The 22177-nt window shown below is 71.4% G+C and carries 18 protein-coding genes; 9 read left to right on the top strand and 9 right to left on the bottom strand.

Annotated elements, in window-relative coordinates; all coding sequences use genetic code 11:
* Positions 1-391: 391 nt before the first annotated feature.
* From pstB to pstS, 4 genes are all read right to left on the bottom strand, one after another.
* Positions 392-1168, bottom strand: a complete 777-nt coding sequence (gene pstB / locus ABZ862_RS32610; protein WP_360966152.1) for a phosphate ABC transporter ATP-binding protein PstB — start codon at positions 1166-1168, stop codon at positions 392-394.
* Between the two features lie 39 nt (positions 1169-1207).
* Positions 1208-2272 (bottom strand): phosphate ABC transporter permease PstA, encoded by a 1065-nt coding sequence (pstA, locus tag ABZ862_RS32605; protein WP_360966149.1) that lies wholly within the window; start codon positions 2270-2272, stop codon positions 1208-1210.
* The gene (gene pstC, locus ABZ862_RS32600; protein WP_360966146.1) at positions 2269-3279 is read right to left on the bottom strand and encodes a phosphate ABC transporter permease subunit PstC; all 1011 of its coding nucleotides are present in this window, start codon (positions 3277-3279) and stop codon (positions 2269-2271) included. Before pstC ends, pstA begins: the two co-directional genes overlap by 4 nt.
* A gap of 136 nt (positions 3280-3415) precedes the next feature.
* Entirely contained in the window at positions 3416-4549 is a 1134-nt protein-coding gene (pstS, locus tag ABZ862_RS32595; RefSeq protein WP_360966143.1) for a phosphate ABC transporter substrate-binding protein PstS, read from the bottom strand.
* A gap of 467 nt (positions 4550-5016) precedes the next feature.
* On the opposite strand from pstS, the gene ABZ862_RS32590 reads away from it, so the two are divergent.
* Complete coding sequence (locus ABZ862_RS32590) at positions 5017-6567, top strand: FAD-binding protein (RefSeq protein ID WP_360966140.1); 1551 nt, start codon at positions 5017-5019, stop codon at positions 6565-6567.
* A gap of 169 nt (positions 6568-6736) precedes the next feature.
* Here ABZ862_RS32590 and ABZ862_RS32585 read toward each other — a convergent pair whose 3' ends face one another.
* The 4 genes from ABZ862_RS32585 to ABZ862_RS32570 all read right to left on the bottom strand — a co-directional run bounded on the left by ABZ862_RS32585 (position 6737) and on the right by ABZ862_RS32570 (position 10972).
* Positions 6737-7444 carry a phosphatase PAP2 family protein gene (locus tag ABZ862_RS32585; RefSeq protein WP_360966136.1) on the bottom strand — a complete coding sequence of 236 codons (708 nt, stop codon included), beginning with the start codon at positions 7442-7444 and terminating at the stop codon, positions 6737-6739.
* Positions 7445-7677: 233 nt separating this feature from the next.
* Entirely contained in the window at positions 7678-8685 is a 1008-nt protein-coding gene (locus ABZ862_RS32580) for a bifunctional lytic transglycosylase/C40 family peptidase (protein ID WP_360966133.1), read from the bottom strand.
* 222 nt (positions 8686-8907) lie between these two features.
* Positions 8908-9708 (bottom strand): trypsin-like peptidase domain-containing protein, encoded by an 801-nt coding sequence (locus ABZ862_RS32575; RefSeq protein WP_360966130.1) that lies wholly within the window; start codon positions 9706-9708, stop codon positions 8908-8910.
* 304 nt (positions 9709-10012) lie between these two features.
* Positions 10013-10972, bottom strand: coding sequence for an oxidoreductase (locus ABZ862_RS32570; RefSeq protein ID WP_360966127.1), 960 nt, complete (start codon positions 10970-10972; stop codon positions 10013-10015).
* A 62-nt stretch (positions 10973-11034) separates the two neighbouring features.
* Between ABZ862_RS32570 and ABZ862_RS32565 the strand changes: the two genes are divergently transcribed.
* From ABZ862_RS32565 to ABZ862_RS32530, 8 genes are all read left to right on the top strand, one after another.
* Positions 11035-11625, top strand: coding sequence for a TetR/AcrR family transcriptional regulator (locus ABZ862_RS32565; protein WP_360966124.1), 591 nt, complete (start codon positions 11035-11037; stop codon positions 11623-11625).
* 794 nt (positions 11626-12419) lie between these two features.
* Positions 12420-13730, top strand: a complete 1311-nt coding sequence (locus ABZ862_RS32560; RefSeq protein WP_360966121.1) for a S53 family peptidase — start codon at positions 12420-12422, stop codon at positions 13728-13730.
* Between the two features lie 452 nt (positions 13731-14182).
* A complete protein-coding gene (locus tag ABZ862_RS32555; RefSeq protein ID WP_014673544.1) occupies positions 14183-14491 on the top strand; it encodes a hypothetical protein in 309 nt (102 codons plus the stop codon).
* A 182-nt stretch (positions 14492-14673) separates the two neighbouring features.
* The gene (locus ABZ862_RS32550; RefSeq protein ID WP_360966118.1) at positions 14674-15540 is read left to right on the top strand and encodes a hypothetical protein; all 867 of its coding nucleotides are present in this window, start codon (positions 14674-14676) and stop codon (positions 15538-15540) included.
* Positions 15530-16921 (top strand): hypothetical protein, encoded by a 1392-nt coding sequence (locus ABZ862_RS32545; protein ID WP_360966115.1) that lies wholly within the window; start codon positions 15530-15532, stop codon positions 16919-16921. The genes ABZ862_RS32550 and ABZ862_RS32545 overlap by 11 nt, the downstream gene beginning before the upstream one ends.
* Positions 16918-18477 (top strand): SCO6880 family protein, encoded by a 1560-nt coding sequence (locus ABZ862_RS32540; protein ID WP_360966112.1) that lies wholly within the window; start codon positions 16918-16920, stop codon positions 18475-18477. The genes ABZ862_RS32545 and ABZ862_RS32540 overlap by 4 nt, the downstream gene beginning before the upstream one ends.
* A 9-nt stretch (positions 18478-18486) precedes the next feature.
* A complete protein-coding gene (locus tag ABZ862_RS32535; RefSeq protein WP_360966109.1) occupies positions 18487-19899 on the top strand; it encodes an ATP-binding protein in 1413 nt (470 codons plus the stop codon).
* A 13-nt stretch (positions 19900-19912) separates the two neighbouring features.
* Positions 19913-21448 carry a type IV secretory system conjugative DNA transfer family protein gene (locus ABZ862_RS32530; protein WP_360966106.1) on the top strand — a complete coding sequence of 512 codons (1536 nt, stop codon included), beginning with the start codon at positions 19913-19915 and terminating at the stop codon, positions 21446-21448.
* 34 nt (positions 21449-21482) lie between these two features.
* On the opposite strand, the gene ABZ862_RS32525 is transcribed toward ABZ862_RS32530, so the two are convergent.
* Positions 21483-22064: a GNAT family N-acetyltransferase gene (locus ABZ862_RS32525; RefSeq protein ID WP_360966103.1), complete on the bottom strand. Its 582-nt coding sequence runs from the start codon at positions 22062-22064 to the stop codon at positions 21483-21485.
* Between the last annotated feature and the right edge of the window lie 113 nt (positions 22065-22177).

The following is a 22177-nucleotide window of genomic DNA, read 5'->3' as shown; positions in this document are numbered from 1 at the left end:
CCCGGCGTGCCAGGGGGCTCCGCCCCCTGGACCCCCGTTTCTTTCTCACCCACCCACCCGACTCGGCCGACTGATCAGCTCCCCCACTCCCCCACGACCGCACATTCCCGGCCACCCGAGTCGGGGTGGGGCGGGCGCCGTTCCAGCCGACCGAGTCGGGTGGTGGGTGGGCACAGGCCGGGGTCCAGGGGCGGAGCCCCCGGCGGGGTCCGGGGCGGGGTCCGGGGCGGAGCCCCGGCAACGGGCCCGGCAGCGGAGCCCCCGGCGAACCCCGGTGGAACCCCTGGTGCAAAAAGGACGGGCCCGCCCCCCGGGAGCCAGGGGGCGGGCCCTGTCGACCTCGCGGTGGCACCGCCATGCAGCACCGCGAGGAGTCACAGAAGCGGGCGGATCAGCCGAAGCGCCCGGAGATGTAGTCCTCCGTGGCCTGCACCGACGGGTTGGAGAAGATCCGCTCCGTGTCGTCGATCTCGATCAGCCTGCCCGGCTGCCCGACCGCGGAGAGGTTGAAGAAGGCCGTACGGTCGGAGACTCGCGCCGCCTGCTGCATGTTGTGGGTCACGATGACGATCGTGAACCGTTCCTTCAGCTCACCGATGAGGTCCTCGATGGCGAGCGTGGAGATCGGGTCGAGGGCCGAGCAGGGCTCGTCCATGAGCAGCACCTTCGGCTCGACGGCGATCGCCCGCGCGATGCACAGCCGCTGCTGCTGGCCGCCGGACAGGCCGGAGCCCGGCTTGTTGAGGCGGTCCTTGACCTCGTTCCAGAGGTTGGCGCCCTTGAGGGACTTCTCGACGACGTCCGCGAGGGCGTTCTTCTTGTAGCTGCCGTTCAGGCGGAGCCCGGCGGCGACGTTGTCGAAGATGGACATCGTGGGGAACGGGTTGGGCCGCTGGAAGACCATGCCGACCTCGCGCCGCACCGACACCGGGTCGATGCCGGGGCCGTAGAGGTCCTCGTCGTCGAGGAGGACCTTGCCCTCCACCCGCCCGCCGGAGGTCACCTCGTGCATCCGGTTGAGGGTGCGCAGGAACGTCGACTTGCCGCAGCCGGACGGGCCGATGAACGCCGTCACCGAGCGGGGCTCGACGGTCATCGAGATGTCCTCGATCGCCTTGTGGGAGCCGTAGTAGGCGGTGAGCCCGCTTACGTCGATTCGCTTGGCCATGATTGTTTCACTTCCGGTGAGTCGCTGAGAGGGCCGCGGTCAGCGACCGGTCTTCGGGGCCTTCCAGCGCGCGATCGCGCGGGCGCCCAGGTTGAGGATCATCACGAAGGCGATGAGCGCGAGCGAGGCCGCCCAGGCACGGTCGTAGGCCGCGCCGGAACCCGCGCTGTTCGAGAACTGCTGGTAGATGTACAGCGGCAGCGACGCCTGCGCACCCTCGAAGGGGTTGTTGTTGATGAAGGGGTTGCCGAAGACCAGCAGCAGCACCGGAGCGGTCTCACCGGCGATACGGGCGACCGCCAGCATGACGCCGGTGGTGATACCGCCGATGGAGGTCGGCAGGACCACCTTCAGGATGGTGCGCCACTTCGGCACGCCGAGCGCCAGGGACGCCTCGCGCAGCTCGTTGGGGACGAGCTTGAGCATCTCCTCCGTGGAGCGGACCACGACCGGCATCATCAGGATGGCCAGGGCGAGGGAGCCGGCGAAGCCGAACGGCTGCATCTTGAATTCCAGCATGATGCTGAGGATGAACAGACCGGCGACGATCGACGGGATGCCGGTCATCACGTCGACGAAGAACGTGACGGCCTTGGCGAGGTTGCCCCGCCCGTACTCGACCAGGTAGATCGCGGTGAGCACACCGATCGGGGCGCCGATGAGGGTGGCGAGGCCGACCTGCTCCAGGCTGCCGATGATGGCGTGGTAGATACCGCCGCCGGGCTCGGTGTCGGCGACGACGCCCATGGAGTGCGTCAGGAAGTAGACGTCGAGGACCTTGATGCCGCGGACGACGGTCACCCAGATCAGGGAGACCAGCGGCACGACGGCGACGATGAACGCCACCCAGACGAGGCTGGTGGCCACGTGGTCCTTGGCCTGCCGGCGGCCCTCGACGCGTGCGGCGATGACGTAGGTGCCGAGCACGTACAGCAGCGCGGCGATCAGGCCCCACTGGATCTTGCTGTCCAGGCCGCCGATCAGACTGATGGCGATACCGAGGAGGATGGAGCCGCCGGCGATCGCGTAGGGCGACCACGAGGGCAGGCTGGCACCGCGCAGGGTGCTGGCGGGCTTGGCGTCGGTGACGGCTGCGTGGCTCATGCGTTGGCCCCCGAGTACTCCGCGCGGCGGGAGATGATGTAGCGGGCCGCTCCGTTGACCAGCAGCGTGATGACGAACAGGACCAGACCGGAGGCGATCAGCGCGTCCCGGCCGAACTCGGTCGCCTCGCTGAACTTGCTGGCGATGTTCTGGGCGAAGGTTCCGCCGCCCGCGTTGAGCAGGCTGCCGTGGATGATGAAGTCGGGCGAGAGCACGGTGGCGACGGCCATCGTCTCGCCGAGGGCGCGGCCGAGGCCGAGCATCGAGGCGGAGATCACGCCGGAGCGGCCGAAGGGCAGCACGGACATGCGGATGACCTCCCAGCGCGTGGCGCCGAGGGCCAGGGCCGCCTCCTCGTGCATCTGCGGGACCTGCCGGAAGACTTCACGGCTCACGTTGGTGATGATCGGCAGGATCATGATCGCGAGCAGGATGCCGACGGTGAGCATCGAGCGCGCGGGGCCCTGGTCCCAGGAGAACACGCCGGTCCAGGAGAAGTAGTCGTTCAGCCAGCCGAAGAGGCCGTTCATGTGCGGTACGAGGACCAGCGCGCCCCACAGGCCGTAGACGATGGACGGCACGGCGGCGAGGAGGTCGATCACGTACGAGACGACGCCGCTCATCCGGCGGGGCGCGTAGTGCGTGATGAACAGCGCGATGGCGACCGCGACGGGCACCGCGAGGACCATGGCGATGACCGAGGAGACGATCGTGCCGAAGGCCAGCACGGCGATGCCGAAGACGGGCGGCTGGAGGTTGGTGTTCCACTCGAAGGTGGTGAGGAAGTTCCCGTGGTCCTTGCCGATGGCGAGGACGGCGCGGTAGGCGAGGAAGGCCGCGATGGCGGCCATGATCACCAACAGGAAGATACCCGAGCCGCGGGACAGACCGAGGAAGATCCGGTCACCGGGTCGGGTGGCTCCGCGGGCGGCACGCTTCTGCTCGCCGGTGGGGTGCTGAGAAGTGGGGGGAGGTGCTTCTTCTGTGTGCTGTGTCGATATGTCCATCGGGTTCTCCGGTCTGCGGAACCGCACGTGATGTGCGGCCCCATGGGGCCGTACGACGCGTACGGCCCCGGGCGGCGGTGCACCGGACGGTGCGGGGTCCGGACCCGGTCTCCCGGTTCCGGACCGCGCACTCAGATCAGCTCAGGCCCTCGATGGTGGTGCGGACCTTGGCGATGATCGCGTCGGGGACGGGCGCGTAGTTGATGCCCGAGAGCACCTTCTGGCCGTCCTCGCTGGCGATGTAACGGAGGAACGCCTTCGTGGCGGGCAGCGTGTCGGCCTTGTTGCCCTTGTCGCAGACGATCTCGTAGGTGACCAGGGTGATCGGGTAGGCACCCTCGGCCTTGGTCTTGTAGTCCAGCTGCAGCGAGAGGTCGCTGCCGGTGCCGATGACCTTGGCGGCCGCGATGTCGGCGGTGGCGCTCTCGGTGCTCGGGGCGACCGGCTTGCTGGCACCCGTGTCGATGGAGACGGCCTTGACGCCGTCCGCCACGTAGGACAGCTCGAAGTAGCCGATGGCGCCGGAGGTCTGCTTGACCTGCTGGGCCACACCCGCGGACTGCGGGGCGGACTGGCCGCCCTTGGCCTGCCAGGCCTTGCCGCCGGAGTACTTCCAGTTGTCCGGGGTGGTGGCGATCAGGTACTTGGTGAAGTTGTCCGTGGTGCCGGACTCGTCCGAGCGGTGGAACGCCTGGATCTTCAGGTTCGGGAGCTTCACGCCCGGGTTCAGCTTGGCGATCGCCGCGTCGTTCCAGTTGGTGATCTTGCTGTCGAAGATCTTCGCGAGGGTCGGCGCGTCCAGGACCAGGTTGTCGACACCCGGGACGTTGTAGCCGAGGGCGATCGGGCCGCCGACCATCGGGAGGTCGATGCCCTGGCCGCCGGAGCAGATCTTCTTGGAAGCGGTGACCTCGTCGGGCTTCAGCGCGGAGTCGGAACCGGCGAAGGCGACCTGACCCTGCGTGAACGCCGTGACACCGGCGCCGGAGCCGCCGCCCTTGTAGTTGATCTGGACGCCGCAGGCCTGGCTGAACTGCTTGACCCACGCGTCGATCGCGTTCTTCTGCGCGGAGGAGCCGTCCGCGAGCAGCTGGCCCTTGGCGTTGTCACACTTGATCGAGCCGGCGTTCGCGGAGGAGGACGAGGAGGAGCTGTCGCTCGACTTCGAGCTCGTGTCGTCCGAGCCGCACGCCGTCAGGGCCAGGGCGCTGGAGACCGCGACAGCACCGAGGGAAAGGGCGCGAAGCCGGTTCTTGCGCTGAAGCTTCACTTTCGGAGGTTCCTTCCAAGGAGCCGCCCGTGCGGCGGCGTGCGGAGAGTGATCCCAGTCCGCGAGGTAGTCCTCTGGGACTGTGCCGTTGTCAGTGGTGAGCAGTGCAGTCCCGGGCCGCACTCCGCACCTTGCAGTACCGAAATTAGGCAGATCAGGTGAAGCGGTCGAAGGTCATAAATGAACGGAAGGTGAACCCCTGCCGTCGGCCCGGTTAGGTCACGGAATGCTCACGGGGAGGGCACGTCGAGGTCCCGGGAACCAGGTTACGGACAGCGGTCCACTGATCGCCTTTCACACACCTCTTCGAGTGAACGCACACGTGATCGACAAGGAGGCGTCCCGCCGGGTGACACGACCGATCAGGGAGCCGGCGCCCACGGGCCGCCGTGGCTCCGGGAACCCGGGGCACCGGGTGGCCGTCTCGTTCCAGGAGAGCCGAGGGGCGGCGACGGAGGGCGGAGGCCATGGAGCGGCGTACGGTGATAGCGGGCGGCGCGGCCGCGCTGACGGCGGCGGTCACGGCCGGCTGCACGGCCGGCGCCGGTCATCACACGCGGGCCGCCACGGCCACCGGCCCGGCGCTCACGGCCACCGCCGCCAAGGCCGTCGCCGCGAACTGGACCGCCCTCGCCCGCGACCTCGACGGCCTCCTGATCCGCCCCGGCGACTCCCGCTGGGCGACGGCCCACCAGCTCTACAACACCCGCTTCGACGGCCTGAAGCCCGCCGCGGTCTGCTACGCCGCCCACACCGGCGACATCCGCACGGCCCTCGCCTACGCCCGCGCCCACGGCATCCGTGTCGCCATCCGCAACGGCGGCCACTCCTACGCCGGCTGGTCGTCCGGCAACGGCCGGCTGATCCTCGACGTGTCCCGGCTCGCCTCGGTCCGGGTGGGCGGCGGCGAGGCGGTCGTCGGCGCCGGGGCGAAACTCATCGACGTCTACCGGGGCCTCACCGCCAAGGGCGTGACGATCCCGGCGGGCTCCTGCCCGACCGTCGGCGTCTCCGGCCTGGTCCTCGGCGGCGGCCACGGCGTCGTCTCCCGCGCCTACGGCCTGACCTGCGACAGCCTCACCCGCGCCACCGTCGTCACGGCCGACGGCAGCCGGCTCACCGCCGACGCGAGCACCCACACGGACCTCTTCTGGGCGCTGCGCGGCGCGGGCAACGGCAACTTCGGCGTCGTCACCGAACTGCACTTCAGGACCCATCCCGCCCCGCAGGCCGTCACCGGCTACCTCACCTGGCCCTGGGCCAGGGCGGCGGCGGTGGTGAAGGCATGGCAGGAGTGGGGCCCCGGCCAGCCCGACGAGATCTGGTCCGCCCTGCACCTGGAGGCCTCGGCCGGCGGCACCCCGACCGTCTCCGTGTCCTGCTTCTCCCTGGGCACCTACGGCGAGCTGCAGAACGCGGTCGACCGGCTCGCCTCCGCCGTCGGCGCCCCGGCGCGCAGCGTCTCCCTGCACCGGCGCGGCTACGAGGAGGCCATGGAGATCTACGCCGGCTGCTCCTCGTTCGCCTCCGCCGACCGGTGCCATCTGCCCGGCAGCACTCCGGGCCGCTCCCCCCAGGGCGCGCTGCGCCGTGAGACGTACGCCGCCCGCTCGCACTTCTACGGCCGCTCGATCCCCGCGGCGGGCATCCAGACCCTGCTGGCCCGGATGCGCTCGGTGCGGGGCGGCGCGGGCAGCATCGCCCTGACGGCCCTGGGCGGCGCCGTCAACCGCGTCTCCCCGACGGCCACGGCGTTCGTCCACCGCCGTGAGCGGATGCTGGCGCAGTACCTGGTGTCCTGGCCGGCGGGCACGGCGGGCACCGCGGCGCAGTCCTGGCTCACCGCCACCCACGCGGCGATGGCCCCCCACACCTCGGGCACGGCCTACCAGAACTACACGGACCCCGCCCTCACCGACTGGCGCCGCTCCTACTACGGCGACGCGGCGGCCCGCCTGAAGCAACTGAAGGCCCAGTACGACCCCACCCGTTTCTTCACCTACCCCCAGGCGCTGTGAGGAAGGAGGACGCGGCGAGGGCGGGAAGAAGGGGAGAGCACCCGCGGCGTGAGCGACGCAGTAGCCGCACCGGCACACGGCTCACCGCACGGGCGCGGACACCCCGCACCTCGCGCCCCCGCACCTCGCGCCCCCGCACCACACAGCCCGGCGGCCCCGCGCCCAGCGGCTACGCGGCGAGGTCCTTCTCGCCCTCCGGGGCCGCTCCCGCCCCCCGGGCGCTCGGTACGACCGCCCGCTCCCCCGCCCCGGGTTCACAGCCCCCCACGAACCACGCCCCGTAGGCGGACCGCCCCACCGCCCCGACCACCGGGGTCAGCGCCGCCATGGCCACCGGAGCGAGCAGCAGCGCCACCGCCGTGCCGAGGGCGAGCCCGCCGACCACGTCGGTCGGGTAGTGCACCCCCATGTACACCCGGCAGAATCCCTCGAACAGCGCGAGGGCGATGCCCGCGAGCCCGAACCGCCGGTCGGCGACGAACAGCCCGACCCCGAGCGCCATGGCGAGGGCGGCGTGGTCGCTGACGAACGAGTAGCCGGCCTTGCCGCCCACCAGGACATCGAGCCCCTCGTGGTCCACGAAGGGCCGGGGCCGCGCCACGAAGTCCCTTATCGGCACGTTCACCACCACCGCCAGCGCGGCGGCGAGCGGTGCCCACAGCAGTGCCGCCACGGAGGTCACGGCGTCCTCGCCGCCACGCCGCCGCACCGACCACCAGCACCCCGCGACCAGGAGCACGAGGGCGATCAGCAGCCCGTACTCGCCGACGAAGGCCATGGCACGGTCGAACCAGCGGGGCGCGCCGTCGGCGAGACCGTTGATGTCATAGAGCAGATCGACGTCCGCGTTCGAACCGGATTCGGCGAGTCCAGCCATGGTGCCGTGACTCCTTCGTCGTTCTCCCGGGCGCGCTCGGCGCGTGCCCCTGTCCGCCCACCCCCGTGGTCTGTAGATCAGCTGTCACTGCGCACGTGTGTCCGCATCGGCCGGCTACACCGACAGGAACGCACGGCCTTGGTGGATACGTTCCACACTCCACCGAAAGATCACGCAGACGTTACCGAAGAGAGACTCGTCACCGCAGCTCAGGGGGCGGGTTCACGCCGGGTTCAGACGTGTGTGGGGAGCGCTTTCGCGCCATCCTCGGTGACCCGGGTGGCGCCGAAGTAGTCGGGTGTGTCGATCGGGTCGAACCGGATCACCGCACCCGTCCTCGGCGCGTCGATCATATAACCGCCACCGACGTAGATGCCCACGTGGCGGATCGCCCGAGAGTCGGTCAGATCGTCCGAGAAGAACACCAGATCGCCCGGCATCAGTTCGCTCCGCGTGGGGTGCGCCCCGGCGTTGTACTGGTCGTTGGCGACACGCGGCAGGGTGACCCCGGCGGTGGCGTACGCGGCCTTCGTCAGACCGGAGCAGTCGAACCGTCCGCCGTCCTGGGCGGTTCCGTCACCGCCCCAGAGGTAGGGCGTGCCGAGCTTGGACTGGGCGTAGTTGATGGCGGTCGCGGCCTGCTCGGAGGGGTCCACCCGGGTGGTGGGAGCGGCGAAGCTCTTCGCGAGCGTGGTGATCGTCTTCACGTAGTTCCGCGTCTCGCTGTACGGCGGCACGCCGCCGTACCTGATGACCGCGTAGGCGCCCGCGTTGTAGGAGGCGAGCATGTTGTCGGTGATGCTGCCGGGAACGTCCTTCACGTACTTGGCGAGTTCGCAGTCGTACGACGCGGCCGACGGGATCGCGTCGTTCGGGTCCCACACGTCACGGACGCCGTCCCCGTTGCCGTCGATGCCGTGCGTGGCCCAGGTGCCGGGGATGAACTGCGCTATGCCCTCGGCCGCGGCGGCGCTGCGCGCGGTCGGGTTGAAGCCGCTCTCCTGGTACAACTGGGCCGCCAGGAGGGCCGGGTTGAGGGCCGGGCAGAGATTGCCCCAGCGCTGTACGAGCGCCTGGTACGCGGCGGGCACGGAGCCCTTGGCGAGCGCGACGCTGCCGCCGCCCACGCCGTTGCTGAGGTTGCCGGCGACGATGTACACCCCGACGACGAGCAGCAGCACGAAGCTGAGCCCGGCACCGACCGCGGCACCCGCCACGAGCCACGCCTTACGCACCGTCAACCGCCCCTCACCCGCCGGGATTCCGCCCGCGCCAGTGTAGGAGCTTCCCACGCCGGATCCGCCGCAACCCGGGCGTCAGTACGGATCCGCCGCTTTCCGGCCGCCGGTCACCGTCGCGCACCGCGGCCGGGCGCGTTCAGAACCGTCCGGAATCACCGCGTCCCGCCCCGCCCCGCCTCTCGTCCCCGTCCCTCCCCGGCCACCGTCTCCGGTGCCGCGGCACTAGCCGAGCCCGGCCACCCGGCGGTAGAGCGCCCCGGCCTCGCCGCCCAGCACCACGCTGTACGACACGTCGTCGGTGACACCGCCCTGCTCGTGGCCGCCCAGCACGCCCACGATCCGCCCGTCCCCGTTGGCCCAGGGGCTGCCGCTCGTCCCGCCGGTGAAGCCGGGGCACTCGATGCGCTGCTGCGTGGAGCTGTGGGCGGTGGGCCTGTTGGTGCAGGTGACCGGCCGCTCACCGGCGTCCGGGTACCCGGTGACGGTGACGGCGGTGGAGCCGGTGGCGGTCCCCGCGGCGAACCCGTACCCGCCGCCGACCGCGTCCTCGACGCCACCCGCGCCCTCCCCGGCCCGGCCGCCCTGCCCGTCCTGTCCGCCCTCGACGACGGCGAAGGCGACGTCGCTGTCCTCGTCCTGTCCGGTGGCCCAGCCGTCCGCCGTGTACCGCTCGGTGACCCGCCACACCCCGTACGGCGCCTTCCCGTCCCGGTAGCCGGGCACGAACACGAGGTCGCCGCTCCGGTCGAGGCAGTGCGCGGCGGTGGCGATGAGGTCGTGCCCCGCGCTGTGCACCACGGCCGCGGTGCAGAAGTGCCCGCCGGCCAGGCTCCCGGCCCGGTCGGCGCCGAACAGCGCGCCCACCCGGGCGAAGCGCGCGGTCGCCGCCGCCTCCGCGGTGACCCCGAGGGGCCCCGGCCCGTCGTCGGCGGCCGCGACGGAGGAGGACGTCACGGCCAGCAGGACCATCGCCCCGAGGAGCGCGTGGGTACGGGTGCCGAGCAGGCGGCCGGTGCGGTTCATCGGCGCCCACTGTGACGTATGGGGGTGAGGAAAGCGGGGGAGGGAAAGGTGAGAGAACGGTCAGGCGTGCGTGCACCGGTCACCGCGGGCATGTGCGCCGCTCCGGTCACACCGGGTACGGCGGACGCTTCGGGCGCCGCCGTGCCCACGGCCACCACGGCCGTCTTCTCTGCCGCCACCGCGCACCTCCCGGTTCCGCCCCTTCCGGTGCCCCCCGCCTCCAGCAGTCTGCCGTCTCCGGCCCCGGCACGCCCCCGGGAGGCCGTACGGCACCGTCACGGCCGCACCGGCCGGCCGCGCCGCCTCACACCGCCGCCACCAGCGGGTACCGCACCCCCGTGAGCTCCTCCGACACCGCCCACAGGCGCCGCGCCGCCACCGGGTCGCCCGCCGCGGCCGAGCGGCCCGCCAGCGCCGGAGCCCCGCGCCGTCCCCCGGGTCCGCCCGGGCCGACGTAGGAGGCGCCGGGCAGGTCCCGGGTCGCGGCGAAGAGCGTGGGCAGCGCACCGGACCGGCTGTCCTGGCCCAGCAGCATGGTCGCCAGACGCATCCCGGTCCGGACCACGGGATTCGCGGCGTGAGCGGTCAGGCCGGTGGACGCGAGGCCGGGGTGCGCGGCGAGGGCGCGGACCCGGCTGCCGGAGGCGGTGAGGCGGCGCTGGAGCTCCAGGGTGAACAGTAGGTTCGCCAGTTTGGACCGGGCGTAGGCGCGGCGGGGGTCGTAGGAGGCCGGGGAGTGCGGGGAGTCCGGGCCGAGGCCGTCGGTCCAGCGGTGGGCCTCCGAGGAGACGGTGACCACCCGGTCGGTGACGCGGGGCAGCAGAAGGTTGGTGAGGGCGAAGTGCCCGAGATGGTTGGTGCCGAACTGGGTCTCGAAGCCGTCCTTCGTACGGCCCTCCGGGACCATCATCACGCCCGCGTTGTTGATCAGCAGGTCCACCGGCCCGGTCAGCCCCGCGGCGAACTCCCGCACGGACGCCAGGTCGGCGAGATCCAGCGGGCGGACCTCCGTGCTCCCCGCGGTGCTCCGCGCGCCGCCGCCGGCCGTGCGGGCCGCCGCCTCCCGCCCGCGCCGCGGGTCCCGTACGGCGAGCACCACGTGCGCGCCCGCACGGGCCAGCGCGTCCGCCGTGGCGAGCCCGATGCCGCTGGAGGCGCCGGTGACGACCGCCGTACGGCCGGAGAGGTCCGGGAGATCCGGGACGCCCGGGACGCCTGAGGCATCCGGGACATCGGAGAGGGGCGTGTCCTGAGTGGGTGACATACCGCCAATGTAGACACCGCCAACAATGCTGTCAATGTCAACATTCAGCTACGATGACCCCCATGCCCCAGCACCCCTACCACCACGGAGACCTGCGCTCGACCCTGCTCCAGAGCGCGGAACGCACCCTCCGCGAGCGGGGCGCCGGCGCCCTCTCCCTGCGCGAGCTCGCCCGGGAGGCCGGGGTCAGCCATGCCGCGCCGGGCCGGCATTTCAAGGACAAGCAGGCCCTGCTGGACGCACTGGCCCTGGCCGGGTACGAACGGCTGGCACAGAGCCAGGAGGCCGCCGACCGGCCCGACCTGCCCCTGGAGCCACGGCTGACCGAGCTGGCGCGCGCCTATCTGGCCTTCGCCATCGACAACAGCGAGCTGCTGGAGCTGATGTTCACCCGTAAGCACGACACGGAGGTGTCGGTACGGCTCGCCGCCGCGATCGAGCGGTCCGTCGGCGTCCTCACCCGGCTCATCGGGGACGCGCAGCAGCGGGGCGAGATCGTCGCCGGGGACCCCGCGGGACTCACGCTGGTCACGGCCGCCGGGATGCACGGGCTCGCCGCGCTCACCGCCAACGGCACCCTGTCCCCGGCCCAGGCCCTCGGCAGCCTCGACGCCCACATCCACCACCTCCTCCACGGCCTGCGCCCCCGCTGAACCCCGGCCGCCGACGGACCCACCGGACCCCCCGGGTCTCGGCGTCCCGCGCCGGAGGTCCCGGTCCCGCTGAGCGGGCTGTGCCGTCGCTGTGGGTTGCTTCAAGGCGGGCCCATCCGCCTTCCATCCGCCCGCCAACGGCGGGTAACCCCCGCGCCTGGTTCGTAAGGCGGTGGTCAGGGTTGGGCGGCCGGCCTTGTCGTCACGGACGCGGCGGGGGAAGGTCACGGTGGGCCACCGGCACGCACCCGGTGGCGGCAGCCGGTCGCGCGCTGCGCACGACCTCCCCGTCGGGTCACGGGGAGCCGCTCGCCGGGCGGGGGACGTGGGGTCCCCTCGGCGGCACGGCAGGGACACGGGCCACGACATCCGGTCGTGGCCCGTCGTCCGTCCCGCCCGGGCGACGGCCACCGCGGATGTCCGCCGTTCCCGCCGCCCCCATGACGCCCGTTCCCTCCGAACGGCCCCGGTGACTCCCCTGCCCCATCCACACGGCATCCGGCGGTCCGGGTGAAGATCCGTTCCCGCCCGTTTCCCGTGAACCCCCTGTGAGTCCGGTCAAGTGCGGGCCACCGGAAGGCCATCGCGCAGCCATCGAACGGCAACGCCCACCCCTGGTTCGGTAAGGCGGAAGTCAGGATTCCAGAAGGGTCTTGTTGTCACGTACTCAACAAGGGATCGTCTTCGCGGGCCGCCGCCCGCCGCCGGGGACCCCGTACCGGCGGCCTTGCACCCGCACTCAACGCAACTCCCCCTGTTCCAACCCCATTTCAGGAGCACCAGGAGGCTGCACGATGCGTTCCACTCCCCCCGAAAGAACCTCCTCCCGCGGCAGCAGGCGCCGGATCGGAGCCGCCCTGGCGGCCACCGCGGCGCTGGTGTTCGCCGGCTTCGGCACCGCCGCCCAGGCGGACGCCGCCACCTCCGCGTCCGCCAAGGTCACCTGGACCGCCACCCCGTGTGCCACCCCCCAGCACAAGGGTGAACTGGCCTGTGATTCCTACCGGGTGACGGGCGGTGTCACCGCCTTCCAGAAGGCACAGGCCAAGGCGGACGGCGTCACCCCGAACGCAGCCGACGCCGCCACGCCCTCCGGCTACGGCCCCACCGACCTCCAGTCGGCCTACGGCCTGACCTCCGCGGCCGCCTCCAACGGCTCCGGCGAGACCATCGCGATCGTCGACGCGTACAACGACCCGAACGCCGAGTCGGACCTCGCCACCTACCGCTCGTACTACGGCCTGTCGGCGTGCACCACCGCCAACGGCTGCTTCAAGAAGGTCAGCCAGACCGGCTCCACCACCTCCCTGCCGACCAGCGACGCCGGCTGGTCCGAGGAGATCTCGCTCGACCTCGACATGGCCTCCGCGATCTGCCCGAAGTGCAACATCCTGCTCGTCGAGGCCACCAGCGCCACCATGGCGAACCTGGGCAAGGCCGTGAACGAGGCGGTCACCCTGGGCGCGAAGTTCGTGTCGAACAGCTACGGCGGCTCCGAGTCGTCCTCCGACTCGACGTACGACACCTCGTACTTCAACCACCCGGGCGTCGCCATCACCGTCAGCGCCGGTGACAGCGGCTACGGCGCCGAGTACCCGGCGGCCTCCCGCTACGTCACCTCGGTCGGCGGCACCGCCCTGTCCAAGGCGACCTCCACCACCCGCGGCTGGAGCGAGACGGTCTGGAAGACCAGCAGCACCGAGGGCACCGGCTCCGGCTGCTCCGCCTACGACACCAAGCCCACCTGGCAGACCGACACCGGCTGCACCAAGCGCACCATCTCCGACGTCTCCGCCGTCGCCGACCCCGCCACCGGCGTCTCGGTCTACGACTCCTACGGCGTGACCGCCGGCTGGTACACCTTCGGCGGCACCAGCGTCTCGTCCCCGATCATCGCCGGCGTCTACGCCCTCGCCGGCACCCCGTCCAGCAGCAGCTACCCGGCCTCGTTCCCGTACGCCAAGGCCGGCACCTCCGCGCTGAACGACGTCACCAGCGGCAACAACGGCTCCTGCTCGACGACCTACCTGTGCACCGCCCAGTCCGGCTACGACGGCCCGACCGGCTGGGGCACCCCGGAGGGTCTGACGGCCTTCACCGGCTGAGTCACCGGAAGTCCCCTTCGGACACTCGGCACTCCGCGCTCCGCGACGGGCCCCGGCACACCGCCGGGGCCCGTTCGCCGTGCCCGGCCGCCGGGCACGCGCGGGCGCACGCCGCACGCGGGACGTCTGCTGCCACCACCCGGGGCCCGAAAACCCGTGCTATGAGAACATCGAGACGGCCCGTCACCCGGGCGGCCGTCAGGACCCGTGCGCGGCCGTGAAGAGGATCAACGACGGAACCGCACCCCAGGTTCCGCCCAGGCCTCGTTGCCCGGCGTGACCTGCCGTGATACACAGAGTGACGAGACAAATCAATCGTACGAAACACGCCACCCAATGACGTCAAGTCGACATACGACGGCGCATTGTCGGCGACAATGAGACCTGACCTCTGCTGCACCGCAGGGTTCAACGGACGACAGCGGAACTACCCACCAGGGGCGGTGACTTACATGCTCTTTGCGGCCGACAAGGGAGACATCAACACCATCATCGGCGGGATCGCTCCGGACTGGGGCCCCTTCGGCAGCCTGGGCAACGAGGCCAAGGTCATGATCGAGGTCGTGATGGCCGTGGCCATCCTCCTCTGCCTCGGCATCGCCGTCTGGGGTGCCGCCAAGCAGCGTATCGGCGCCACCGCCCTGCGGGACACGTTCAGCGCGGAACAGGGCAAAGGTCTCATCATCGCCGGTCTGACAGGCGTGTTCATCATCGGCTCACTCGGCACACTCTTCACGATCGTGTACGGCATGGCCGTCTAGGCGACGCCGTCCTCCCCCTCCGGGCACGCCCGGTCCCCTCTATCCCACCTGCCCGTCGTGCCCACCGGCTGAGGTTGCGTTTCCCTGATGTCGAGTCACCACACCGCGCCCGCGCGGGAACCAGCGCGGCTACCGTCGTACTCTGACACGTTTCCGCACAACGGCGAGGAGGCGTACGCGGCATGAGCCCCGGGGACGAGCAAGCACACGCCGACGACGCCTCCGGCGGGTACGCCGGCGGCGGCCACACCCGCACCAGACTCCCCGGCGGCGACCCCTACGGCGGCGCGCGGCGCGGCGGCCGGTCGTCCTCGCGGGGACTGGTCACGGTGGTCGGCGTGGTGGTCGTACTGATCGCGGCGATCGCCTTCGCGAACCGTGGAGGAAGCAGTTCCGGTTCTGCCGGAGGCAGCGGAGCCGACAGCGGCAGCGGTGGGGGCGGCGGCGACAGGGCGCAGAGCGCGCCGACGGCGGCGACCGGCACCAAGCCCGTCGGTACCAGTACCTCCGGGATCCCCGCGGGTTTCGCCCACACCGAGCAGGGCGCGCAGTCGGCGGCGGCGAACTACTCCGTGTCGCTCGGTTCGACGGACATGTTCCACACCGCCACCCGGCACACCATCGTCGACACGCTGTACACGGACGCCGCCGCCACCAAGCTCCAGGGTCCGATGGACCGCGCCTATTCGGCCACTTTTCTGAACAGGCTCGGGCTCGACGCCGACGGAAACGCCCCCAAGGGCAGCACCTTCGTCTCCCGCGTGGTGCCCGTGGGCACCACCGTCCGGGACCACACGGACAGCACCGCCGAGGTCGACGTCTGGTACCTGGGCCTCATCGGCATGTCCGGCCAGGCCTCGACCGACCCGGTCACCACCAGCTGGAAGACCTGGACCTTCGCGCTGAAGTGGTCCGACGGCGACTGGAAGATCGTCTCGGACTCCCAGAAGGACGGCCCCGCACCGGTCCCCGGGGACGACAAGGCCGCCACCTCCGACGAGATCAGCAAGGCCATCGAGGAGTACGGAGGGTTCACGTATGCCCGGTAACCCGCACCGCGTGCTCAGGCTCGCCGGAGTCGTCACGGCCGTGCAGACGACCGCCGTGCTCCTCGCGAGCCGGGCCTTCGCCGATCCCAGCCCAGGCGCCACCCCGACCGGGGACCCGTCGGCGTCCGCCTCACCTTCCGCGTCCGTGTCGCCCTCGGCATCGTCCTCCCCGAAGGCCGGCAAGGACAACTGCGACCTGATCTTCGGCCAGGCCAAGAAGTACTGCGAACGCGGGCAGGGCTCCTCCGGCAGCGGGTCCGGGAGTCAGGGGGTCACCACCAACACCCTCGACCCCCTCACCTCCCTCTCCAAGGGCTGCGCCGACGCCGCCTCGTGGACCGTGGACAAGCTCAGCGTCGCCGTCAAGGACACCGCGAACGTCGACTTCACCAACACCAGGTTCCTCCAGCAGTACGCCGTGGTGTTCGCGGCGTCGACGATCCTCACCCTGCTGCTGTGGCTGCTGGCCGTGGCGAAGCGGGCCGTCCGCGGCGTGCCGCTGACCACCGCGATCGGGGAGGCCGTCGGCTTCCTGTGGCTCACGGTGATCGCCTCCGCGTTCACCCCGCTGATCCTCTACACCGTGGTCTCCGCGACCGACGGTGTCACCGAGGTCCTCGCCAAGGCCACCGGCGACCAGACGGACACCTTCTTCGGCACCTTCTCCGGCGCGCTCGGCAAGGGCACCGACATCGGCGGCGGACCCATCATGCTGATGGTCGTCTCCCTGGTGTCGATCCTCGCCGCCGGAGTGCTCTGGCTCGAGCTGGTCATACGCGCCGCCCTGCTCTACGTCGGCGCCCTCCTCGGCACCGTCGTGTACGCCGGGCTCGTCGACAAGAACCTGTGGGGCCATGTGCGCCGCTGGGCGGGCATCATGATCGCGGTCATCCTGGTGAAGCCGGTCATCGTGATCGTGCTGGGCCTCGCCGGTGCCCTGTCCGCGTCCGACAACGGCCCGGACGCGTTCTCCGCGGTCGTCTCCGGCCTCGCCATCATCCTGCTCGCCATCTTCGCCAGCGCGATGATCTACCGCTTCGTGCCCGGCTTCGGCGACGAGATCGCCAGCGGCCGCAACAACCGCATCATGCAGGGCGCCGAAGGCAAGGCCGCCGCCGTCATCAGCTCCCCGGCGACCCTGGTGGCCCAGGGCATCAAGACCCACAGCACCCGCGCCGACAACAACGGGGGCGGCGGCCAGTCGTCCTCCGGGGCCCGCCCGTCCAACCCCGTCGCGGGCGGCGTCGCCGCACACAGCTCACGCGGTCCGGGCGGCGGACCCGCCGCACCCGCGCCCCGCACACCCGGCCCGGCCGGCAGCCCGCACGCCGCGAACTCACGCAACAGCAGCAGCAACCGTTCAGGAGGTGACGGGCGTTGACGACCGAAGCGCATGTGTCCCACGCGATGACGCCCCGCCGTACGTATCTCATCGGCCGGGCCCGGCCGAACGCCGTCGTCGGCCGCAACCGCGAGACCGGCGAGATCGCGCTCATCATCCTGGGCGCGTTCCTCGGCATGATGTGCGGCCTCCTCGTCCCCGTCCTGTCCCTGCGCATCGTGCTGCTGACAGGCTTCCCGATGCTGGCGCTCGCCGCGGTCTACGTGCCGTACAAGCGCCGCACGTTCTACAAGTGGTTCGAGATCAACCGCTCCTACAAGCGCACCCTGCGCCAGGGCACCGTCTACCGCTCCGGCGTCATGGAGGCCGGCACCACCCTCGACGGACGCGAGGTCGAGATCGGCCCGCCGCCCGGCATCGGCCGGATCAGCTGGCTCGCCGCGCCGTTCGGGCCCGACGAGATCGCCGTACTGCTGCACGCCGACCGGCGCACCGTCACCGCCGCCATCGAGATCGAGGGCCCCGGCGTGGGCCTGCGCGACTCCGAGGACCAGGAAGCCCTCGTCGACCGCTTCGGCACCCTCCTCAAGCACGTGGCGAACGGCGACGGCTTCGTCACCCGCCTCCAGATGCTCGCCCGCACCCTGCCCGCCGATCCCGACGCGCACGCCAAGGACGTCGCCCAGCGCGGCGACGAGAAGTCCCCGGAGTGGCTCCAGCGCTCCTACGACCAGCTCCAGTCCATGGTGTCCACCAGCAGCGAGCAGCACCGCGCCTACCTCGTCGCCTGTATGCACTACACGCGCGAACTCGCCGCCGAGGCACAGGCGATGGCCCGCGCGGCCCGCCCGCACTCCGGCCGCAAACTGGACCGGGACGCCGGACTCGCCGTCGTCATGGCCCGTGAGCTGACCGACATCTGCTCACGCCTCCAGGAGGCGGACATCCGGCTGCGCCAGCCCCTCGGCCAGAGCCGGCTCTCCTCCCTCGTCCACTCCATGTACGACCCGGACCACCCCATCGACCACATCCAGGCGATGACCCAGCGCAACGCCTGGCCGGCCGAGCTCGACGCGATGGAGCCGACGTACCTCCAGGCGAAGACCCGCGAGTCGCTGACCCGCGCGCCCTGGTGCCACGCCACCGCCTGGGTCAAGGAGTGGCCGATGACCCCGGTCGGCGTGAACTTCCTCGCGCCGCTCCTCGTCCACACCCCGGACGTCATCCGCACGGTCGCCGTCACCATGGATCTCGAACCCACCGAGATCGCCATCGAGCGCATGCTGACCGAGAAGACCAACGACGAGGCCGACGCCAGCCGCGCCGCCAAGATGAACCGCACCGTCGACCCGCGCGACGTCGCCGCGCACTCCCGGCTCGACCAGCGCGGCGAGGACCTGGCCAGCGGCGCCGCCGGCGTCAACCTGGTCGGCTACATCACCGTCTCCTCCCGGAGTCCGGAAGCCCTCGCCCGCGACAAGCGGACGATCCGGGCGTCGGCCGGGAAGTCGTACCTGAAACTCGAGTGGTGCGACCGTGAGCACCACCGCGCCTTCGTGAACACCCTTCCGTTCGCCACCGGCATCCGAAGGTAGGGCTCCACCATGAGGGATCCGCTGTCCGTCCTCACCGATGCCTTCGCGTCCTTCCTGTTCGGGAAGGTCGAGACGACCAGGCTGCCGGTGCGCACGTCCACGGGCCAGGCCCAGGCGGTCTACCTGCCGACCGCCGCCCCCGGCCTCGGCGACTCCGGCGTCATCATCGGCCGCGAGGTCTACTCCGGCAAGGGCTACATCTACGACCCCTTCCAGCTCTACGGCCAGCAGCTCCCGGCACCGCACTGGCTGGTCCTCGGCGAGTCCGGCAACGGCAAGTCGGCCCTGGAGAAGACGTACGTCCTGCGCCAGCTGCGCTTCCGCGACCGCCAGGTCGTCGTCCTGGACGCGCAGGGCGAGGACGGGGCCGGCGAGTGGAACCTCATCGCGCGGGAGCTGGGGATCACGCCCATCCGGCTCGACCCGACGGCGGCCCTGGACCACGGCATCCGCCTCAACCCGCTGGACCCGGCGATCACCACCACCGGCCAGCTCGCCCTGCTGCGCACCATCATCGAGGTGGCCATGGGCCACGGCCTCGACGAGCGCTCGGGTTTCGCCCTCAAGGTCGCGCACTCCTTCGTCAACGAGACCGTCCTCGACCGGCAGCCGGTCCTCACCGACATCGTCGAGCAGCTGCGGCACCCGGAACCCGAGTCGGCCGAGGCCATGAACGTCGCCGTGGACGACGTACGCGCCTGGGGCCTGGACGTGGCGCTGGTCCTCGACCGCCTCGTCGACGGTGACCTGCGCGGCATGTTCGACGGCCCGACGACGGTCGGCATCGACCTCGACGCGCCGCTGATCGTGTTCGACCTCTCCCACATCGACCGCAACTCCATCGCCATGCCGATCCTGATGGCGATCGTCGGCGTGTGGCTGGAGCACACCTGGATCCGCCCGGACCGCAAGAAGCGCATCTTCCTGGTGGAAGAGGCCTGGCACATCATCAACAGCCCGTTCGTGGCGCAGCTGTTCCAGCGTCTGCTGAAGTTCGGCCGCCGCCTCGGTCTGTCCTTCGTCGCCGTCGTCCACCATCTGTCCGACGTCGTCGACGGCGCCGCCGCCAAGGAGGCCGCGGCGATCCTCAAGATGGCGTCCACCCGGACGATCTACGCCCAGAAGGCCGACGAGGCACGGGCCACCGGGCGGGTGATCGGCCTGCCGCGCTGGGCCGTGGAGATCATCCCGACGCTGACCCCCGGCATCGCCGTCTGGGACGTCAACGGCAATGTCCAGGTCGTCAAGCACCTGGTCACGGAGACCGAACGCCATCTGGTCTTCACCGACCGCGCCATGACCGAGACGTCCGCCGAACGGGCCGAGGACGACGCGCTGCGCGCCGCCGAGCTGGAGGCGGAGGAACGGGCGGCGGCCTTCGTGGAACAGCATCTCGGTGACGCCGAATCGACGGTGGCGTAAGGGGGACGGCTACGTGAGACCGGACGACAACCGGGGTGAGCGAAGCGACCGGGGTGACCTCGGCGATCACCCGGGAGGCCGTCGGGGCGGTCAGGGCGGCGTCCCCGACGGCCTGCTGATCGGCATCCTCGCCTTCCTCCTCGGCATGACTCTGCTGGTCTGGACGGCGACCGGTCTGGCCGCCTGGTTCGCGCACGGCACCTGGCCCCGCAGCGTCACCTTCCTGCGCACCCCCGCCGCCATGCGCCACCTGATCACCGCACCCCACGACCTCCCCGGCGCCTGGCCCGGCACCGCGGCGGGACGGCTGCCGGGGTGGGGGCTGTTCTGGGGACTGTTCATCGGCCAGCTGATGATCCTCTTCGTGCTGACGGTGTTCCTGATGGGCACGGTGGCCCGCTGGCGCGCCGGCCGCCGCACGCGCCGCCGCACCTCCGCGGCGGCGCCCTCTGCCGTGGAGGCCCCCGCCCATCGGCCGTATGTTCCGCCGCACGTTCCGCCGTACGGGCACGAGGTGCCCGTGCCCCGCTCGGAATCCGAACCCCTGGAGAGCCCGGAGACGGCTCCCGCGGGCCCGGGGGCGTTCGTGCCCCTCTCCGGGGGACCGGTCGCGGGCGCCGGCCGCCGGGAGACGCTGCTGGTCGCCGACCGCGAGAGACGCCGCACCACCGCCGTCCAGGCCGTACGGGACGCGGAGGGCCCCGCCCTGGTCGTCACCTCGAACCCGGCCGTCTGGCAGGACACCAAGGACGCCCGCGCCAAGCTCGGCCCGGTCCTCCTCTACGACCCGAACCACCTCTGCGACACCCCGGCACGCCTCCACTGGTCGCCGACCGCCGGCTGCGAGGACAAGGCCACCGCCGCGGCACGGGCCGCCGCCCTGCTGGCCCCGGTCCGCCCCACCGCCAAGATCGACCAGGCCGTCGCCGACACCGCCGAGACCCTGCTCCGCTGCTGTCTCCACGCCGCCGCGATCGACGGGCGCACCGTCCGGCACGTCCACCGCTGGGCCCAGGGCAGCCAGATCCAGGAGGCCGTACGCGCCCTGCGCACCAGCCCCAAGGCCGCCCCGGGCTCCGCCGGGGAGCTGGAGGCGGCGCTCACCGCCCACCCCGAACGCCGGGACATCGCGCAGGAACTGACGAGGCGTGCCCTGGCCGCCCTCGCCACGGTCAACATCCGCGAGGCCTGCACCCCGCACCGAACTGATGCGCTCGCCCTGGATTCCCTCGTCGGCGAAGGGGGCACGCTGTACCTTGTCGGGGAATCCATCGAGGACCCCCGTACGAACCCGGGGGCGATGCCCCTGCTCACCGCCCTCGCCGCAAGCGTGGTCGAGCGCGGCCGGCGCATGGCCGAACGGTCATCCTCCGGTCGGCTCGACCCACCAATGACGCTCGTCCTCGACGACATCGCCGCGGTGGCCCCGCTGCCCCAGCTGCCGGACCTCCTGTCCACGGGAGCCGACCACGGCCTGCCCACCCTGGCCCTGCTGCGCTCCCGCGAACAGGGCCGTACCCGCTGGCCGCACGACGAACTACCGGTGTGAGCCGCCGCAGCGGTCTCAGCAGTCTTCGAGGGCGTTACGCGCGGTCCAGGACGAACTCCAGCTCGGATTCGCCGGGTGTCATCTCCAGCGAGACGACCCGCCCCGTGGGCGCGAAGCCGCACTTGCGGTAGAGCCCCTGCGCCCGCTCGTTGTCCTCGTGCACCATCAGGCGCACCCGGTCGACACCGATGTGCCAGGCCCACTCCACGGCACGGGCGAACATCCGCTCGGTCATGCCGATGCCACGGTGATCGGGCCGCACCCACACCCCGACGAGATGCCCCTGCCGACGCTCGACGGGATACCCGGCCCAGTCGACGGTGCCGGCCTCCTCGATCAGTACCGTCACCGACCCGACCCACGCCCCGTCCGTGCCCTGGGCGATGATCTGCTGCCCTGTCCCGGAGTCCCGTGCGCCCCGCTCGGCCCGCTCCTGCCAGAAGGAGTCCGGCTTGGCCAGCGCGTCGTCGTACGTCTCGAGGAAGGCGAGAGGGGCGACCGGGTCCTGGAGGGCGAGCAGGCGCAACCGCTTGACCTGCGGCCACTCGTCGGCCGATATCGAGCGGATGAGATGTTCTCCGGGCTCGTCCCGGGGCTCAGTGGCATCACGATTCATGGGCTCACTGTAACCAGCAAACAAAAAAGGCCCACACCGTTTTACGGTGTGGGCCTTTCTCAAGAATTGTTCGGCGGTGTCCTACTCTCCCACAGGGTCCCCCCTGCAGTACC

It is taken from the genome of Streptomyces sp. NPDC047000, assembly GCF_040644295.1.
In the GTDB taxonomy this organism is placed as follows: Bacteria; Actinomycetota; Actinomycetes; order Streptomycetales; family Streptomycetaceae; genus Streptomyces.
The sequence above is the reverse complement of the archived record's forward strand: the minus strand, read 5'-3'. Positions and strand labels throughout refer to the sequence as shown.

Excerpts from the sequence above, each read along its gene's own strand:
- ABZ862_RS32535 (WP_360966109.1), top strand. The coding sequence starts at position 18,487 with ATGAGGGATCCGCTGTCCGTCCTCACCGATGCCTTCGCGTCCTTCCTG.
- ABZ862_RS32555 (WP_014673544.1), top strand. The coding sequence starts at position 14,183 with ATGCTCTTTGCGGCCGACAAGGGAGACATCAACACCATCATCGGCGGG.
- pstB (WP_360966152.1), bottom strand. The coding sequence starts at position 1,168 with ATGGCCAAGCGAATCGACGTAAGCGGGCTCACCGCCTACTACGGCTCC.
- ABZ862_RS32575 (WP_360966130.1), bottom strand. The coding sequence starts at position 9,708 with ATGAACCGCACCGGCCGCCTGCTCGGCACCCGTACCCACGCGCTCCTC.
- ABZ862_RS32585 (WP_360966136.1), bottom strand. The coding sequence starts at position 7,444 with ATGGCTGGACTCGCCGAATCCGGTTCGAACGCGGACGTCGATCTGCTC.
- pstA (WP_360966149.1), bottom strand. The coding sequence starts at position 2,272 with ATGAGCCACGCAGCCGTCACCGACGCCAAGCCCGCCAGCACCCTGCGC.
- ABZ862_RS32570 (WP_360966127.1), bottom strand. The coding sequence starts at position 10,972 with ATGTCACCCACTCAGGACACGCCCCTCTCCGATGTCCCGGATGCCTCA.
- ABZ862_RS32560 (WP_360966121.1), top strand. The coding sequence starts at position 12,420 with ATGCGTTCCACTCCCCCCGAAAGAACCTCCTCCCGCGGCAGCAGGCGC.
- ABZ862_RS32525 (WP_360966103.1), bottom strand. The coding sequence starts at position 22,064 with ATGAATCGTGATGCCACTGAGCCCCGGGACGAGCCCGGAGAACATCTC.
- ABZ862_RS32550 (WP_360966118.1), top strand. The coding sequence starts at position 14,674 with ATGAGCCCCGGGGACGAGCAAGCACACGCCGACGACGCCTCCGGCGGG.
- ABZ862_RS32565 (WP_360966124.1), top strand. The coding sequence starts at position 11,035 with ATGCCCCAGCACCCCTACCACCACGGAGACCTGCGCTCGACCCTGCTC.
- pstC (WP_360966146.1), bottom strand. The coding sequence starts at position 3,279 with ATGGACATATCGACACAGCACACAGAAGAAGCACCTCCCCCCACTTCT.
- ABZ862_RS32590 (WP_360966140.1), top strand. The coding sequence starts at position 5,017 with ATGGAGCGGCGTACGGTGATAGCGGGCGGCGCGGCCGCGCTGACGGCG.
- ABZ862_RS32545 (WP_360966115.1), top strand. The coding sequence starts at position 15,530 with ATGCCCGGTAACCCGCACCGCGTGCTCAGGCTCGCCGGAGTCGTCACG.